Below are 15,765 nucleotides of genomic sequence, written 5' to 3' on the forward strand. Positions count from 1 at the left end.
GCAAACAGAGAATACGACGCGTTTGTCGGCTCTTGTTTTTGGGGTGTTGTAATAAACAGAAATTATGATATTGGTTGTTGATAGCGGTGCTACAAAATCAGACTGGATTGCCCTTGATGAAGCGGGGAATAAGTTATTTCTTACCAGAACTCTCGGTCTCAGTCCAGAGGTGCTTACCAAAGAAATTATAGCGGAGCGGCTTGCCAATAACTTCGAGCTCAGCGATAACAGAGAAAAAGTAACGCAGCTTTATTTTTACGGTGCCGGCTGCGGTACCGATCGGATGAAAAATTATCTGACCAAGATATTTCAGAATTTCTTTGTGAATGCTAAGTTTTCCATAAAAGAGGATACCTATGCGGCTATTCACGCAACGGCAAATCCCGGGGAGCAGGCTATAGTCTGTATTCTCGGAACCGGTTCCAATTGCAGCTATTACGACGGACATGAGGTTTTTCAAAAGATTACCTCTCTCGGTTATATTCTGATGGACGATTGTAGTGGAAATTATTTTGGACGTCAGTTGCTCAGAGATTATTACTATCACAGGATGCCTGAAGGCTTAGCTCACAAGTTTTCAGAGGCCTACGAGCTCGATGCGGATGTCATTAAAAACAATCTCTACAAAGAACCTAATCCCAACACCTATCTCGCTACCTTTGCGAGGTTTGTCATCGAAAATAGACAATACGAATACAGTCGTAAACTCATACGTAAAGGCATGCAGTTGTTTATCGACAACGCCATTCGTCAATACGAGCAGGCCGATACTGTAGCTATACACTTTATAGGAAGTATAGCTTTTTATCTTCAGGAAGAGCTAAGGGAAATAATGGCGGAAAACAAGTTGACCGTTGGGAGAATACTGAGACGTCCCATCGATAATCTAGTGGAATATCACAGGAATATCGCTTCTAATTAGGTGAGACTCATAAATAAAACTATCAGATTACTGGGTGTGATAAAATAATAATTACTACACCCAGTAATTGTTTTTACAACACTGCTATCATCGATATTTCTACATTGACAAATTTGGGTAGGTTGGCTACCTCTACAGTCTCTCGAGCTGGAGCATTTTCTTCGTTGAAGTAGCTGGCATACACCTCATTGATACGCGAAAAATTGTTCATGTCACTGATAAATATAGACGATTTTACAACGTTTTCAAAAGTCATTCCAGCTGTCTTGAGAATGGCTTCGAGGTTTTGCATTACTCTGGTTGTCTCTTCCTCTACAGACCCTGAAACAAGTGTTCCGCTCTCGGGATCCAAAGGAATCTGTCCCGAGATATAAAGCGTATTTCCAGCGAGTACCGCCTGATTATACGGTCCAATAGGAGCCGGAGCCTGATCGGTGTTTATAATCTTTTTCATTTCAAAAGTTTTAGGTTACACTATATTTTTGTTTACAGTCACAATCTCCTCATCTCCCCATCACCAAATCCCTCCATCACCTCATCTCCGCATCACAAAGTCTCCGCCTCACCCCATCTCAAAATCACCTCCCCAGTCCTCTGTTGGGTTCGCGTCTTTTTTCCCATTTGATATCGCTGAGCATGGAACTCTTTATCCCGATAAAGAAATACCACGAAGTACGGGTTCCGAAGGGAGTCCAGCTAAAGTTCATGCGCCAGCTTTCCAAATCTCGTTCAAAGCGGAGTTGGGTAAAACTGAACCCTTTGTTTTTAAAGTCATAGCCAGAGGAGACTCCTACGCGCCATTTTGGTGTCAGCTCCACATTTCCTGAGAACATGAGTGAGTTGTTGCTAATATCCCGTTGTCTGGCGGTATTCGAATAGGTCATCGAATAGGCAAGTCTCAAATCCCAGGGTAGCTTTGACCCGTATAATTTGGTGTCTTCTTCCTCTTCTTCGTCATCGTCGTCTTCTGGAAACATTCGTCCGTCGCTGTAATCCATAGACGAACCGAAAAGGTCGTCGTCTCGTCCACCACTAGCTGTATTGTCGTTGTCGCGATCTATGCCGCTTCCTTCAAATGTCTTGCTCGATATGGTATAACTCGTCGTGACATTGGCATTGGTAAAACGGAACAGGCCTCCTCCGTTGTCTATATTCCACTTGTTTATTTTTCTCCCTGCATTGTCTATGGCATAGGGGTCGAGTGTACCGCCAAAATTGACGGTCATCTTTCCGTCAAAAAATGGAATATTACCAGTAAATCTCAAGGGTTGCCAGGGCAGCGAGTCGGCTACAGCGTTGTAACTGGTGTTGAAGTTGAGGTTGAGCAGGGTAATCTTTTTGGGTTCTGTAGCTGTAGTATCCTTGTCTTTAACCTTGGCCTCAAAATTGTTTTGCAGCGAAAAACTTACGCTGTTACTCATACTTCTTCCGGGGGCGCCGTACAGTCCGCCTTCAAAACGGGTGTATTCTCTGATTTCTCCTTCTTCATTGGCAACATACTCCTCGTAATACTGGTCAAATCCGGGAGTGTATCCATAGCTTATAGAAGGTCTCATAACATGTCGAACAGCCTGTATTTTGCTATCTTCATCAAAAACAAGGGTACCGTATAGTGTGGTTCCCAGGCTGGCTCCAAAACTGTATTGAGCGAAGCGATCGAAGCCGTTGATGGTGTCTGTAGGAGCCATTTCGAGCTCGGGATCGTAGTCGTGTCGGCGAATAGTCTTGAGTTGCCAAGTCTCGTCGTAATTTACATTGAGCGAAGCACTCAGGTATTTCAAAATCTTAAAGTTTGTACTTATCGGTATAGAATGTCTGAACCCGGTTCTGGCATCGGCAAACATCTCTTTTTTGAAAAACAGGGAGTCGGTGGTCTGGAAACTGTTTTCGGCTCTCAGACTGTACTGAAAGTTGATGTTTTGCAAAATTCCTTTTTTGACTCCCGATTTCGGAGCAAAGGGATATATCCGTTCTACACTGGCCTGAAGTGTAGGCAGTGTCATATTTATGGTCTCTGTATTGGTGTTCTGTGAGTGAGAGGCAGTGAGACTCACATTTACCGCAGGATACCCCGGAAAGGTCTTGGAATACGAAATAGACGAAGTCAGCGTATTCTGCATAAAATTCCCGGTATTGATCTGGTTGTACGAATCTTTGTAATACCGGCTACTACCGAGGTTTACACTGGCAGAGAATCGAGAGTTGGGACTGGCCTTAGCGTCTTGGCTGTGCGACCACTGTATGTTGTAGGTAGTACCCCGGCTGTAATCGGGAAATCCTTTTTGGCCCTGTACGAGGTTTTCAAATCGGAAATTGAAATTCCCCCGGAAACGGTAGCGTACGGAATAACTACTTTCTGTGCGGAAGCCGTAACTTCCATTGGTGTAGTAATCTCCCAATACAGCGAGATCTACATAGTCGTTTATAGCAAAATAATACCCGCCGTTTTGCAAAAAATACCCCCTGTCGTTAATCTCACCAAAGGTGGGGAAAATCAGGCCCGACTCACTGCTTTTTTGAGACATGGGAAAATAGGCAAAGGGTACGGCAATAGGAGTAGGTACATCGGCGATGTACATATTGCTAAATCCTGCAATCACCTTTTTTTTGGGTACAAACTTTGCTTTCCTCACTCGGATGTAGTATTCTGGATCGTCTAAGTTCTTAGAGGTAGTGAGTTTTCCTTCGTGTAGAAAATAGACCGAATCGTTTTCTTTTTTGGTGACTTCGGCAAACACGTTCATTTCTCCTCCTACGGTTTGCTCAGAGCGAGAATTCCAAATCAACGCTCTTTGAGTGTCGAAATTATAACGGATGGAGTCCGGTTCTACTATATTGCTCCCTTGTTTGAAGTACGGTGCTTGTACAAGCGTACCGGTAGTGTCTTTTATTCTACCTGCGTAAACCTCTTTCTTTTCGTAATCGATAACGATGATACCCGCTTTGAGTTCGGTGTCTTGATAGTACACTTCGGCTTCGTTGTACAGGTATATCTTATTTTCGCTCCGGACTGTTTTCTGATAGTCTTTAGCCTTGTATTTGATTTGGTCGTCCAGGAAGTTTTTTTTCTTCACCACACTGTCTTTACTTATACTGTCGCGAGAAATACTGTCTTGTACAATGCTGTCTTGTAGCACAGAGTCCTTTATCGCCAGATCGGGAAGTATCTCCGATACCGGTATATCGGTCGAATCTTGCTCGGCCTCAATGTTGAGGGACTGCCTTACCGGAAGTTCCTGCGATTGGAGAAACAGTGGGCACAACAGCAAAATAAGCATTAAAAGTATGTATGGGTTATTTGCTTGCAATGCTTTAAATCCTATTTTTGTATAAAATATAGCCTGATGTGTGATCTGTGCTTCGGAGGTGTTAGCCTCCGGCCTGTGATTACATTGGCAAAGATGTGAAAAAAATATGCGAATTCCTCGAAACGGTTTTTGATTTTGTGTTTTTTTTGCGAGACGGGGACTCCTCGCTAAATGGGAGTACCAAATTCTCTGTGAGGGTATTGTGTGTTAAAAACAAGGTTAACCCCAAATAACGCTGGTTTCTTACAATATTTTTTCACGAGATCGTTTAAAAATAACAGTGTTACCACGAGGAATTCTCTCAAAAAAATAAGTGCATGAAAAAAAGGCTATGGTTGTTGTCGGTGTTGCTTACAGTTGTAGGTTGGCACAGTTCTTTTGGTTGGGAAAACGGGAATGATGAGCATCGAAACAAGAAGTTTACCGTAGTGCTCGACGCTGGTCATGGTGGTCACGATCCGGGTAAAGTAGCCAACGGTGTAAAAGAAAAGGATATCGCCCTCGATTTGGTGTTGTTGGTAGGGAAAGAGCTGGAAAAACATCCGGATATCAAGGTGGTTTACACCAGGAAGACCGACAAATTTGTCAATCTATACGTAAGGGGAAAAATTGCCAACGAAGCCGAAGCCGACCTCTTTGTGTCTATTCACTGCAATGCGCATCACTCCAATGCTTATGGCAGTGAAACTTATGTGCTAGGACTGCATGCCAACAGGCAGAATTTTGAAGTAGCCAAGGCAGAAAACGAGGTTATTTATCTGGAGGAAAATCACGAGGCAAATTATGCCGGATACGATATCAATTCTCCTGAATCTATCATTGGTCTTACCATTATGCAGGAAGAGTTTTTAGGACAGAGTATACGTCTGGCCAAATTGCTGCAGGAAAATTTCTCGGTAAAACTCAAGCGCAAAAACAGAGGAGTAAAGCAGGCTGGTTTTATAGTGTTACACCAAACTTTTATGCCCAGTGTACTCATAGAGACAGGCTTTATTACCAACAAAAACGAAAAGAACTATCTGAGTTCTAAAAAAGGAAAAACAGAAGTGTCCGACAATATAGCCGAAGCGATCATCAGATATAAAAAAGATTTGGCGGTCAATACAGCTATAGACAATTTTCAGGATGTTTCTAATGAAGGAGAAACCGCTGCAGCTGCGGGAGTGACTTTTAAGGTACAAATCGCAGCTGGAGGTAATAAAATTGAGACCAAACGCTATAATTTTAGGGGGCTAGAACCCATTTCTATGGAACAGGAGGGTAGTGTTTATCGCTATTTGTATGGAAACACTACCGAGTATGAGGAAGCTAAGAGTTTGCAGCGTCAGGCCAAAGCCAAAGGCTATAAAAGCGCTTATATCGTAGCCTATCGCAACGGTCAGCGCATTTCGGTAGAAGAGGCACTGAGGCTTTAGTTGTTTACAAGTCAATTTGTGATATTTCTGTAAATAATAGAGAGAGAAAACGAATTTTATATATCTTTCTCTTCAAAAGTTTAACCAAATTTAAATCATGAGAATACGATACTGCTTTGCATTGTTGTTCATCTTGTCCTTTTTCAGCTTACAGGCACAAGATGCAACCCGTTTTGAAAAAACTATAGTTAAATTCCGACAACAGTCAGACACTCTCGACGTTTCCAATTACGACGCTGTGATGGTAGGGAGTTCTTCAGTGCGTTTTTGGAAGGATATAAATTCTTATTTTCCGGGCTTTTCATGGCTTAACAGAGGGTTTGGAGGATCGCATATGAGCGATGTATTACACTACAAAGAAGACCTGGTATTTAGGCATCCCTTTAAGAAGATATTTTTGTACGAAGGAGATAACGATATCGTTACAGGAAAAAGTGTTGAAAGGACAAAAGAAGATTTTGAAAAGCTATTGGATGAAATAAGAGAGCGCATGCCCGAAACGGATGTTTACGTTATCGGAGTAAAACCCTGTGTGAGTAAGAAAAGAGCGGCTAAGCGAGAAGAATACATAAGGTTGAACCAGCAGATAAAAGAACTGTGTGATCGTAACGAAAAACTCCACTTTATAGATGTGTGGGACGATATGTTGGATGCCAATGGCAACGCCAGACCTGAGCTATTCCGCGAAGACGGAACGCATATGAATGCCAAAGGATATGCCATCTGGGCAGAGAATATCAAACCTTTTTTGAAATAGATTGATTTGCCTTTGCGCTTTTGGAATACTGTTGTTTTCTACGGTTTAAGTATATCAATAATACTGCAAAAGTGACAATCAGGATTGCGAATATAGCATATTGGTAATCGGCGGTGTAGGTTTGTTTTTGCTGAAGGTTGCCGTAATATACAAATGCTCCCCAGTAATACGGAGATTTTTTGATGTTGGAAATTTTGTCGTCGGCGAGATAATCTGTTTTTGCTTTCCGGTTGGCTGTAGCTGCTCCGTATTTTTCGCAATGTCGATAAAAAGAGGTCATCAATTGGGCTGTTGCTCGGTCGTTGACTTTCCAGAGTGAAAAGAGAAGTTGTTTTGCTCCGGCATACTGAAAACCACGAGCTATGCTTATCGGTCCCTCGCCTTTTTGTATTTTTCCTATTCCGGTTTCACAAGCACTTAGAACCACCAATTTGGGTTTAAATTCCAAGCTATATAGCTCGTGTAGTAGCATAGTGTCGTCACTGAAAGCAATACTGGGAGGAACCACAAAATTCCCGCCACTGGAATGTGTAGAAAGATGGAGAATACCGTAGTTTTTTGCATTTTGCACAAAAGAACTTTTGGTGGCATTTTTTCCGGTGATAATCGCTGCTTCTGTCAGAGCTTTGATACTCTGAGCTTCTTCGAGAGAGTAGGGAAGTGCTTCAGGGGTACCTTCAAAGACTGGAAAAATGCCGAGTAGTTTTTTTCCGGAGATAGGCGGTGAAGCCCGGTGGTAAAAAGAGGCAGAGGTGAGATAGGAAACCTGGTGACGATATAGGAGAAAAGGCATGGTTTTGTATGAAACGCTCTCACTTTTTGAAGTGAGCAGGGTTTCGATAGGTATAAAAGATAGCAGGCCATCTGGTACAACAATAAGTTTTTTTTCGGAAATAGGAAACGGGAATAGCTTGTTGAATAATGAATGGGCTTTATGGGCATAATCTGAAGGGTTGTTGTTTATGGAATGTGGATCCTCAAAAAGGCTGAGGTACGCTCTGATTAAATTATCAGTCTCAACCGTATTGTCTTCACGGTACATTTCTGAACTATTGCTGCTGACGGAAAAGATAAACCGTTGCTTCTTTCCACTAAAGTAAATCACCATGCACGCCTGGTCGTCTCGCAGTAATTGCCTGATACTATCGAGAGATATCTTTTGGTCCGGATTTATCATAGACGGGTATTTCAGGTATGCTTTTTTGTACAGTGCCCCCAGTTGTAATTGAGTATCATTAAGCGCTTCGGTATAGTGTTTTGTACCCTGTATATTTCCCGAAAGTTGAGCGCGTACTAGTTTGTTGATGAGTTGCTCCTGTTGTGCAGACCATTTTTTCACTTCAGAGAGCAGAGGATCGTCGGGAAAAGCTTCAGCGATTGATTTGCGATAATCGGTTTTTTTGAGAATAGATGCCTTGTTGTTTTCGGAATAGTGGAATGCACGTTCCATATATTGAGGATTTCCGGTATCTCTGTACATGTCATAGAGAAGTGCAATGCACTTTTCACTGCGGTTTTTGTCTTCTGCCAATTGTAATAGTGCAGCTTCTTGTGTGATGATTTGCGTTCTGATAAGTTTAGAGACGTGAAAGCTGAGTTCGTAATATTCCAGCGATTTTTCCGGTTCAGATTGAAGGGCAGCCATGGCGTCGAAAACGGATATAAACACATTTTCGGCATAGAGCATCTCTGTAGTGGGTTTATCGTGTTTCCGGTGTTGAGGTAATAAAAAATTTAATGCGCGGAACAACAAGTCTTTAGCCTTAGGATACTGATGATTTAAAGAAGCTAGTTCAGCTTTTTCAACGTAAATCCGAGCCAATTCTCTAGCTGACAAAGAGTGTGTCAACAATTCGTTTTCTGCCCTATCTAGATAATTTTCAGCTTTGGAGAGTTCTCCTTTTGCCTTGGCGAGCTGTGCAGCATTGCGATACAGATTGAAAGCGATTTGAGGTTGTGTTTTAGAAACTTTTTGAAGTGTTTTTTCTACGGCATCGTATTGTTTCAATGCAAAATAATTGGCGGCCAGATTGTTGAGTAGGGATGTTTTCTGTTCTGATGCCAGAGAAGAAACCGACAGCTGGGTTTCCAAAAGGCGAGCGGCCATACGAAAATTTCCCGCATTGTGATACACTACGGAAAGATTGAGAATGGCGGCTGTTTCCTGTTCTGTATCGTTTTGTTGTTGTGCGATAAAGAGATAAGACTTTATAGTGTTTTCTGCCCTTGTTAGGTCGCCGGAAATGGTGTACAGGTTTCCTAAGGGTTTGAGACAAAATTCTGTGATGTCGTAATGCTCAATTTTCCGACCTCTGTAATTTTGCCATGCTTTTTCATATAAAGCTATGGCTTTTAGGTATGCACCGTTCTCGCGGTAATAATACCCCATATTGCATTGTAAAATCAGTAAGGCGGTGTATTCTTCAAGACTATTCGCTTTTGTGGCGTATTGTATTTCTTTTGTCTCCAATTCTCTGAGAACTACTGGAGACGGGGAGGTGGAAAGTCTGTCTATATCGTCGTATATATGTGATGTGAGCTGTGCTTTGAGTAGAGAAGAGTACAGTATCAGTACAGCGATTAACCATATTTTTTTTACGGTTATCTTGTTGTATTTCCTTCTCAGAATTTCCATATAGCATACAGCTGTATCTGGTTGTGTGGATTGTTGAGGTTGTAAACATACCTGGCTCCGATGCTGGGACCTATGCGTGCAAGCCCTGCGTTAAATCCGACAAAGATTCCCGTTTGAAAATTTTGGAAGGCATGTGTGACGTCGGTTTGACTTATTTCATCTTTGGTATTATCTCTAAAATCGATTCCCTCCGACGGTATAACCAGGGAGTATTCACTGGTAGTCGTGGTACATTGCGCACTGCTGAGATCGGTTCTAAACTGAATTCCGCTTCCCACAGCCAGATAATTGTTGATGTTATACCGATACGATACGGGTACAATATACAATGAGATATTGCGGTATTCTTCCAAGGCTTTTAGCCTGTAAGTGTCTATGGTGTTATTATTTCCTATGACCTCTTCGGTAAATGTTTTCAGCTTGTCGAAAGAATTGGCGGAGAGCATGATTTCTGCCTGCAGATACCCTCGATAGGATTTGTAGGGAGATATGGTTGCTCCTACAAAATATTCCTTGTGGTGATCCAGATCAGGGCTCCACATATAGCCGGCCTTTGCTCCTATGGATATTCCGGGAAGGAAGCGGGTGATGGCGTAATTAGTGATAACAGGCTCGTTCTTATCGAAAAAGATGGCTGTACGACTTTTGGTTTCTATCTTGTGAAAATTTTTGCCAGGTTTTATTCGGTATTTTACAAAGCCTTTAGTAGAGTCGTATTCTTTGACATTTTGTTGTTCGCTTCCCGGAAGATATATATTTTTAAAAGTAAAAATGGCTTTATTTTCCTTATAGGTGGTGTCTATACAGCTATAAGAAACCTCTTTGTCGTCTGGGCATATCGGACATTTGGGGTGGAGGTCTTCTATTTCGATAGTACTCTTATCAAATATTTCCGGAATCTCAGTTTCCAGCCGTATGGTGTTTGCCGGACCTTCGCCATTGTTCTGAAATCTTATTTTGTAGCGAAAAGTTTTGAAGTTTGCCAGCCGGTAATTCATCACAGTAGCATTTGAAGACATACGATTGGGATCGTGGGAGGTGACTATTTCCATTTCCATGTCCTTTACCTTGTGATTGTCGTAGTTTTCATCCGGTACATAAATACTCCTTACGGTGACTATGGCGCTGGTGTCTTTCAGCATTTCTGGGGCGGTGCGCAGGCTAAAGAAAATATTGCGTTCCTCTTCGGGAGCCATCTGATTAAATTCCAAAATACTCCAGTCTTTGTAATAGCTTTTTGACTCTTCGAGAGTGAGTGGGAGGTTTGTCCTTTCTGTAGTGTCTTGCACTTGTTGTCTCGCTAAGCTAAAGTTTGCTGTGGAAGCCAGCATAGGTTCTCCGTTTGCAGTTATTCCGGTGTAGGCAAACTCCACCTCCGATATGCTTCTTTCACCGTGATAGGTGCGGGTATCAATAAGTTCGAAGTTCTTTTCTTTGTATTGCTGTTCGTTGTAAAAAAGATATAGCTTACCTCTGGTAACATAGGGTTTAGGGTTTTTATAGCTCAGAATAACGACAATATCTTCTTCCGGAACGGGTTCGCGATTTCGCTGTAATAGTAGATCTTCACCTAGCGAGGCCTGATCGTTATAATTTTCGGTAATCGTTTTAACTTCTAACTTTTGCGGGCGAGTACTGGGGGTTTTGCCATTGTCGTAATGATTGGTAGCCCATAAGTTAACCTCATAGGTTCCCTGGTTTTTATAGGTGTGTAGGGGTTGTTCTTCACGACTGTAATTACCGTCTCCAAATTCCCAAAAATAGGAGTAATAGGCCTTGGGTGCCCCAGCCATTTGGATTAGAGGGGGAGGCTGTGGCAGGAATTCTACTGCATTTCCTGAAATATGGGGGGTAAAGGTGACTGTTCGCTGCACGCTGTCAGACAATTGTTCTTCCTGTGCAATACCCGTGAGATAGAATAACGTGGCGATTGTAATAGTAAGGATATTCTTGCCGTTGCTCTGTGGTGATATGTGGTGTATAAGTGATATCATTTCTGTATTTTATCCGGGTTAGGGTAAGTCGTTTATGACTGATATAAGAGTTTCGGAGCTCGCTCTTTGTGTTTCACTATGAGCAAGGGTGTAGGTAGTGTTTTCTGTGACCGTTATTTCTTTTATTCCATACCTCCATTGTCCGTCGTCTTCCGAGAGGAAAATGAGATAGGCTTGCGGTATGTCGGGAAGGGGATAAGGAGAGTGGAACATTCCAGTTTCTCTGTCGTAATGAAGTTGTGCCAGTCCATTGTTGTCGTTAGGATAGGCGATGTACACCCTGGCATTATCACTGTTGTATCCCTCCGATACCAGAACCCGGATGTCGTTTGTGGTCTCGGAGAGTTCTACGTTTTTGCTTATAGCCCTCCATTTGCCATAGAGAAAACTGGTGATGTAATTGTCAGCTTCGACTAAGAGTCCTCCGTCTAAGGGGAGCCATGGGGCGGTTCCCTGATAGATTTCATCACCATTCCAAAGGTTCAATTCCCGATCTGTTTCTGGCAGTAGTGAAAAGGGAATGGTAATCAGCATTTCGCAGTTGCTGAAGAGCTCGGAATCACCTTGGTAAAGGTGAACACTAAAGAAGGCCCCTATATTGAGTAAAGCCGTAATATCTGTGTTAGTCCTGGCCCATGAAGGAATGCTGGCGAGAAGGGTAGTTCTCCGGTCGTAATACTGAAGAAATTTCAAACTTACTTCTCCGTCGACTGATGTTCCGTCTACGGTGTTCACACAGTTAGGGTAAACGCGGATTTGTGTTCCCTTAGCGGAGGTCGCATACAGCCCTTCGTTGGTGTTAAACACAAAGGTTTCTGCCAGACTATCCGTAAACTGTTGTTGTAATCGCTGAAAGTCTTCTCTTGTAGGCGGGTTGAAACTTGTGTTTTCCGGAGGGTCATCGCAACAGGTTTTGCGATCACAACTACCGAGTAATGGATAAAGAAATAGTATAAAAACACAAGGGAATATTACAGTCCTCATATTGGAATTGGTTTTGGTTAGCAATTCAAAAATAGGAAAAAACTTGATAGAGAGGGGTTTTCTTTTATTTTGTTCCTCCTAGCCCGGTTACAAACAGTTTGAAATCCCGCTCCGAAATGACATACGGAAGCGGGATTTCTTCACTAATGAACCTAAAAAAATAGTGTTGTGGAGATCCTTTTATGGTATTGATGATATTTCTTTGTTACCACAGCCAATCGAAGAATTCAACTACAGCTGAGGCTGCACTGGCTGCTCCTGCTCCAATACCTGCCCCTGGACCTGCGCCTACGCCGCCGGCAAATGCTCCTGTTATCGCTCCGCCGATTGCTCCTTCTACGTCTGATTTTCCCACACATTTCCAGCAGTATTCCGCAGCTAAACTTTCATCGGCATTAGACCAATTGCTTTGCGATTTTAACACGTGCATTTCATTGTGCCAATATGCGGCCGAATGGCGTGCCACGGTAGCGTAATTTAAAAGAGCGTATTTTTCAATTTCGTCCATTCTGGTATCTTCGAGTATTTTTGCTTCTGCGGCTTTGATTTCCTCTATGTATTTCAGAATACGATCTGTAGCCTCTCCTTCTTCAACATCGTCTAACGTCAATAAGGTAGGGAAGGGCCACTTAATAATGTCGCAAAGTATTGGAATATCGAAGTATTTACATAATCTGGATATAGATTCAGATCCCGGATAGTGTATTTTAGCTTCAGCATAGAAGTCGAATACTTTGTGGTAAATCTCGATATCTGATGCTTCAAAGTCTATCTTTTTTACACTGTGAAACTCCTCTATTAAGGAGAAGAGCTTTTCACGGTTCATCTCTTTAGAACTGAGGTCGACTCGGGTGATGAAGAAATCTAGGAACTCGTTGTGCAGCATCCCTTGATCGTCGTAGGGGTTCTTTTCATAGCGCATTTCACTTACTTTGATTTCTCGTTCTTTTTTTTCAATCGGCAGAGGAGTATTATCGTCTTCCTGATCGCAAGAAACTACTACTGTGAGTACTGTACATATGGCTAAGGCCATTTTAAATAACTTTTTCATCTTGTTTTGATTTTGAATTATCCTACTCTGTTTTTTTTAAAGGTTTTTCAGAACCCACCTTTGTTTTTATATATATCAAGAGATAAAATTTTTGTTACCTCTAATACGACTATTTTTTTGCAAATTTTGAAATTAGGGGTGATAACGACTAATAAAGCATGAATACTGCGCTTGCGTAAGCCCCGAGAATAGCCCCTGTAGTATCGTTTAATAGTGCACTCCCCACAGCGGTAGCAACAGCGTCTACGCGCACTACATCGCACAAATAGCATGGTCCTATAGCGGCTACACTTTGTTCGGCAAACTCGTACCAGTCGCTTTTCGATTTTTGTACGCGCATTACGTTGTGCCAATAGCCCGCAGAATACCTTGCTACTGCAGTGTAGTTTAATAGGGCAATGCGCTCTTCATCATTCAGTTCACTGTTCTCCAGTATCTTGTTTTCTTCGGTTTTGATAGATTGCAGATAGTTGAGGGCGCGTTCGGTGTCGGTGAGATTTTCATCGTCATTTCCCTCACTGTTAAAAAACGGATCGGGCCAAGTAGGTGAGGGGTTATAAGGGCCAGGAGTCCCGATATTGCATAAGAAAGGTACGTATTCGCAAAGATTTAAGATCAGATTGTCACCGTACATATTCGCTTCTTCAAAGATATATATGGCTTCTTTAAAGGTTCCGATGTCTACGGTGTTAAAATCCATTTTCTTAGATTCGTAAAATTCTTTTGTAATTGCAATCCAACGATCGGGATTGATGTCTTTTACGTCTTCCGTATGCGCTATGTAGAAATCGAGTAATTCGTTGTGTATCACCCCCTGTTCGTCATAAGGGTTTTTTTCATTGCACATTTCTTTTGCAGTAATTTCCCGTTCTTCTTTTTTTTGGGTCAGATCTAGATCTTCATCTGCTTGGGTAGTATCGCAGGAGATCATTAGAGAACCCAGGATTAAGGCAGTTGTAAAAAATAAATTTTTCATTACATTTTAATTTTAGATTTGTTTCTACTTTAATTTTTAAGGTTTTTCGGAAACCATCTTTGTTTTTCTATCTATACATCCAGAGATAAAAGATTTGTTACCCATATCTGAAAAACTTTTTTATTTTAGTACTTTAATCCGCTAATAGACCGAAGAGGTATGGCAGACAAGAAAGTGCACGACGACCAGAAGTATATAGAGGGACTGCTACAGAACGATGTTCGGGTTGTAAATGCTATTTACGAAAAATTTGTACCTAAAGTGGTTCGCTATATCTGCAATAATAGCGGAGATGCTTCGTCTGCTGAAGATGTTGTGCAAGAGGTGTTACTCGTTATATACAAACAGGCGAGAGACAAAGGATTACAGCTTAGCTGTCCGTTTGACGCTTACTTTTTCCTGCTTTGTAAGCGGCGATGGTTAAACGAGCTAAAAAAACTTTCCGGAAGAGAGGTAACAATGGGAGAGCAGGAGGTATATAAAGATGAAGGGGCTGAAATCCTGCTTGCCGAAACCTGTGTAGAAGAAGAGAAAGAAAAGATCTTTACCGCGATGTTTCAACGGCTTGGTGAGGTGTGTAAGGAGTTACTCCAGATTAGTTTTCGATTGAAGTCTATGGAAGACGTAGCTGAGAAAATGGGAATAACATATGCCTATGCGCGAAAGAAAAAATCACTTTGTACCGGTAAACTGGCCGAAATGATTCGTCAGTCTCCGGAATATAAAAAATTAAAATCCTCTCTCTGATGGACGAAATGGACGTAATATTATTTGAGGCCTATCTTTCCGAAAATCTTTCGATTTCGGAAAGAGGGGAAATGGAGCGACGCTTAGAGCAGGATGCAGATTTTAGAGAAGCTTTTGAGGCTTTTCGGGAAATTCATAGCTATTTGGAGGCTACTTTTGGAAGAGAAGCTGAAACGGAGGCTTTCAAAGAAACGCTAAGCGAGGCCTCTGCTGCTTATTTTGAGAATGAGAGGGTACGGAGTTTATCCAATGTCCGTGAGAAGGGGAGAATAAAACTATGGCAGTTTGCCGTAGCGGCATCCATACTACTGCTCTTGGGTATTTTTATTTCCCAGAACTTTACATCGCCTTCTTATGAGGATTACGCACATTATCCTCAGATTAGTCTAGCCGTAAGAGGAGATAGCAATGCTGTACTACAACAGGCAGAACAGGCTTTTAATACCGGAGATTACACTGAAGCGGCAGCACTTTTCGGAAGTCTTCCGGAAGAAGAACGCAAGCAGCCTGAAATTGTGCTGTATCACGCTATAAGCCTGGTGGAACAAGGGGAGTATGAGAGGGCCGATGGAATGTTTAAAACTCTTTTTGAGTCGACCTCGGCGTTTAAAAACGATGCTATGTGGTACGGAGGACTAAGCCTGCTTAAACAGAATAGGGTAGAAGCGTGTAAAACACTGCTTGAACAAATACCTGAAAGTTCTGAATATTTTGACACTGCTAAAAAACTGCTCAAAAAACTGTAAGGGGTTTAGTGGAATACAGGAAATATCAAAACAAAAACGCCGGAATTACTTGGCACATTCAGAATTAAATAAACATTTGTAATTCAGCGTATTAATCCGTAATTTAGAGAAACAAAACCCCGAAAATTGGCCAAAGTGCCAAAAAACGGGGTTTTTCTATTCTACGTGTCTATGAAATTACAAAGAATTTCGGAATTACAACACACATTTTCATTTTTATCTTCCACGGA

Annotated in this window: 12 protein-coding genes; 5 read left to right on the forward strand and 7 right to left on the reverse strand. The window is 42.0% G+C overall.

Going from position 1 to position 15,765, the window contains the following annotated elements; translation table 11 throughout:
* Positions 1 to 64: 64 nt before the first annotated feature.
* Positions 65 to 922 carry an N-acetylglucosamine kinase gene (locus ACYZZR_RS10230; RefSeq protein WP_461533910.1) on the forward strand — a complete coding sequence of 286 codons (858 nt, stop codon included), beginning with the start codon at positions 65 to 67 and terminating at the stop codon, positions 920 to 922.
* A gap of 73 nt (positions 923 to 995) precedes the next feature.
* Here ACYZZR_RS10230 and ACYZZR_RS10235 read toward each other — a convergent pair whose 3' ends face one another.
* Both ACYZZR_RS10235 and ACYZZR_RS10240 read right to left on the reverse strand, forming a co-directional pair.
* On the reverse strand, positions 996 to 1,376 hold the full coding sequence (locus ACYZZR_RS10235; RefSeq protein ID WP_461533911.1) for a RidA family protein: 381 nt from the start codon (positions 1,374 to 1,376) through the stop codon (positions 996 to 998).
* 124 nt (positions 1,377 to 1,500) lie between these two features.
* On the reverse strand, positions 1,501 to 4,200 hold the full coding sequence (locus ACYZZR_RS10240; protein WP_461533912.1) for a putative LPS assembly protein LptD: 2,700 nt from the start codon (positions 4,198 to 4,200) through the stop codon (positions 1,501 to 1,503).
* A 347-nt stretch (positions 4,201 to 4,547) separates the two neighbouring features.
* Here ACYZZR_RS10240 and ACYZZR_RS10245 point away from each other — a divergent pair, with 347 nt between their 5' ends.
* Together ACYZZR_RS10245 and ACYZZR_RS10250 are read left to right on the forward strand one after the other, a co-directional pair.
* The gene (locus tag ACYZZR_RS10245; RefSeq protein WP_461533913.1) at positions 4,548 to 5,645 is read left to right on the forward strand and encodes an N-acetylmuramoyl-L-alanine amidase; all 1,098 of its coding nucleotides are present in this window, start codon (positions 4,548 to 4,550) and stop codon (positions 5,643 to 5,645) included.
* A gap of 97 nt (positions 5,646 to 5,742) precedes the next feature.
* Positions 5,743 to 6,402 (forward strand): GDSL-type esterase/lipase family protein, encoded by a 660-nt coding sequence (locus tag ACYZZR_RS10250; RefSeq protein WP_461533914.1) that lies wholly within the window; start codon positions 5,743 to 5,745, stop codon positions 6,400 to 6,402.
* Here the strand turns inward: ACYZZR_RS10250 and ACYZZR_RS10255 are convergent.
* The 5 genes from ACYZZR_RS10255 to ACYZZR_RS10275 form a co-directional block, all read right to left on the reverse strand.
* Positions 6,383 to 9,037 (reverse strand): CHAT domain-containing protein, encoded by a 2,655-nt coding sequence (locus ACYZZR_RS10255; protein WP_461533915.1) that lies wholly within the window; start codon positions 9,035 to 9,037, stop codon positions 6,383 to 6,385. The two genes, ACYZZR_RS10250 and ACYZZR_RS10255, sit on opposite strands and share 20 nt — an antisense overlap.
* On the reverse strand, positions 9,025 to 11,031 hold the full coding sequence (locus tag ACYZZR_RS10260) for a PKD domain-containing protein (protein ID WP_461533916.1): 2,007 nt from the start codon (positions 11,029 to 11,031) through the stop codon (positions 9,025 to 9,027). Before ACYZZR_RS10260 ends, ACYZZR_RS10255 begins: the two co-directional genes overlap by 13 nt.
* Before the next feature lie 18 nt (positions 11,032 to 11,049).
* Positions 11,050 to 12,015, reverse strand: coding sequence for a hypothetical protein (locus tag ACYZZR_RS10265; RefSeq protein WP_461533917.1), 966 nt, complete (start codon positions 12,013 to 12,015; stop codon positions 11,050 to 11,052).
* Positions 12,016 to 12,220: 205 nt separating this feature from the next.
* On the reverse strand, positions 12,221 to 13,066 hold the full coding sequence (locus ACYZZR_RS10270) for a hypothetical protein (protein WP_461533918.1): 846 nt from the start codon (positions 13,064 to 13,066) through the stop codon (positions 12,221 to 12,223).
* A 148-nt stretch (positions 13,067 to 13,214) separates the two neighbouring features.
* Complete coding sequence (locus ACYZZR_RS10275; RefSeq protein ID WP_461533919.1) at positions 13,215 to 14,042, reverse strand: hypothetical protein; 828 nt, start codon at positions 14,040 to 14,042, stop codon at positions 13,215 to 13,217.
* 159 nt (positions 14,043 to 14,201) lie between these two features.
* Between ACYZZR_RS10275 and ACYZZR_RS10280 the strand changes: the two genes are divergently transcribed.
* A complete protein-coding gene (locus ACYZZR_RS10280; protein ID WP_461533920.1) occupies positions 14,202 to 14,789 on the forward strand; it encodes an RNA polymerase sigma factor in 588 nt (195 codons plus the stop codon).
* On the forward strand, positions 14,789 to 15,535 hold the full coding sequence (locus ACYZZR_RS10285; protein WP_461533921.1) for a tetratricopeptide repeat protein: 747 nt from the start codon (positions 14,789 to 14,791) through the stop codon (positions 15,533 to 15,535). Before ACYZZR_RS10280 ends, ACYZZR_RS10285 begins: the two co-directional genes overlap by 1 nt.
* Positions 15,536 to 15,765: the final 230 nt, after the last annotated feature.

The sequence above is a fragment of the Sinomicrobium sp. genome (genome assembly GCA_029266035.1).
Lineage (GTDB): Bacteria > Bacteroidota > Bacteroidia > Flavobacteriales > Flavobacteriaceae > Sinomicrobium.